The sequence below is a fragment of the Microcoleus sp. w1-18aA5 genome (assembly GCF_036701705.1).
In the GTDB taxonomy this organism is placed as follows: Bacteria; Cyanobacteriota; Cyanobacteriia; order Cyanobacteriales; family Microcoleaceae; genus Microcoleus.
Window position 1 is genome coordinate 1 of the sequence record NZ_JAUPTE010000171.1, and the last position, 1,476, is coordinate 1,476.

1 protein-coding gene and 1 pseudogene are annotated in these 1,476 nt (G+C 37.7%); one reads left to right on the forward strand and one right to left on the reverse strand.

Going from position 1 to position 1,476, the window contains the following annotated elements:
- Window positions 1-524, forward strand: a pseudogene (locus tag Q5691_RS27515) (IS701 family transposase); the annotation flags it as partial.
- A 370-nt stretch (window positions 525-894) separates the two neighbouring features.
- On the opposite strand, the gene Q5691_RS27520 reads toward Q5691_RS27515, so the two are convergent.
- Window positions 895-1,071, reverse strand: coding sequence for a hypothetical protein (locus Q5691_RS27520; RefSeq protein WP_333348408.1), 177 nt, complete (start codon window positions 1,069-1,071; stop codon window positions 895-897).
- Window positions 1,072-1,476 lie beyond the last annotated feature (405 nt).

The following is a 1,476-nucleotide window of genomic DNA, read 5'->3' on the forward strand; positions in this document are numbered from 1 at the left end:
AATATTGGCAAATCACAACTGATAAAGAGGAGCTGCCCAAAAACACTACTTGGTATGTAATGAGTAAATTTCCCAAGGTTACACCCAGAGAAGTAGGTAATTTTTATGGTTTAAGAACTAGGGTAGAATATGGTTTGAAGCAAAGTAAAAACGAATTAGGATGGGCAGATTTTCGCTTAACTAATTATTCACAAACAGAAAAATAATGGGAAATTATTTTTAGCGCTTATTTGATGGTTAGTCTCCACTCTGAACAACTGCTAAAATTACCACCACAATCTGAATCTAATTTTTCATCACATCCAGGGTGGGATCGAGGAAAGGGGTGGAAGAATATTCTTAACAACCTCCGTTTAATACTTCAACCATTTGTACTATTTAACTTTATTAAACCTTGGCTACAAGTTTTTAATATTCCTAAGTTATCCGAGGGCTTTTTTAAACTTCAAATGCTTGTCAATAATTTAACTCGTTCAATTTTTCAAAACCTCAATATCCTTTATTTCTACTTTTCCTCTGCGTAGAGTGACAAAAGAGGGTTAACCAATGTCCTCGAATTTCCGACGCAAATTGGCTTGCCGACCAATCCTTACTACTTAAATAATAATGCGTTTCATGGAAATCAACTAACCGACGACGACTTTTTTTGCCTTCCCACCTACTGCCAGTTCTTTTGATAGCAATTATATGTTTGACACCAGCCCACGCTGGTAATAACTGAGTAGATACGGGATAAATTGTAGTAGAGCGAGTTGTGGTGCGGCCATGCAAGCGTTCTGAGATTTGAGCTGAATCGCTCGCACCCACAGATTCGACCAATTTTTGAGCCATTTTAAACAGACGCTTATTGATTTTTTTTGAGAGTAATTATGTAGTCATTACCTCCATCAATAATTAACTGAATAGTTTTTTTTGAGTGTGCAGTGCATCAGCAGTAATTACTACTTGAGAACCCGCAAGTTCTTGCACGAGTTCCTCCACAGCTTCGATTTCACTTCGCTGCTGATTTTCCATGACTTTATGTCGGACTACCCACCCGCGATTGTGACTGTACACAGAAACCAGGCTCACAAAATTTTGGTAAGAACTATTACCCCCAACACTTGTGCTTTTGATACTTTTACCATCAATTGCCATCAATTCTCCTGGCGTGCTCGGTAATGTCTGCCCTGCCCATATATTAAAAAGGACGGCAATTGCCTCCAGGGTAAACGCATCTTAACTGGAACCCAAAATATGCTACAGTTAAATCGACTAAATTTCAACGTAGTTTGTTGTAGTTTAGGGGTGCTATCAATGGCAAGAGGTTTTAGTAAAGCTGTAACTTCCCAACAAAAACCAACAGATTCATTGCCTTCAATGAATATTTTAAATGCCAGTTTTTTAGAACATTTTGCCAAATTTGAAAGACCCCAGAATAGAAAGAAGTAAAGAACACTTACTCAAAGATATTATAGCGATTGCGATTCTAGCTAT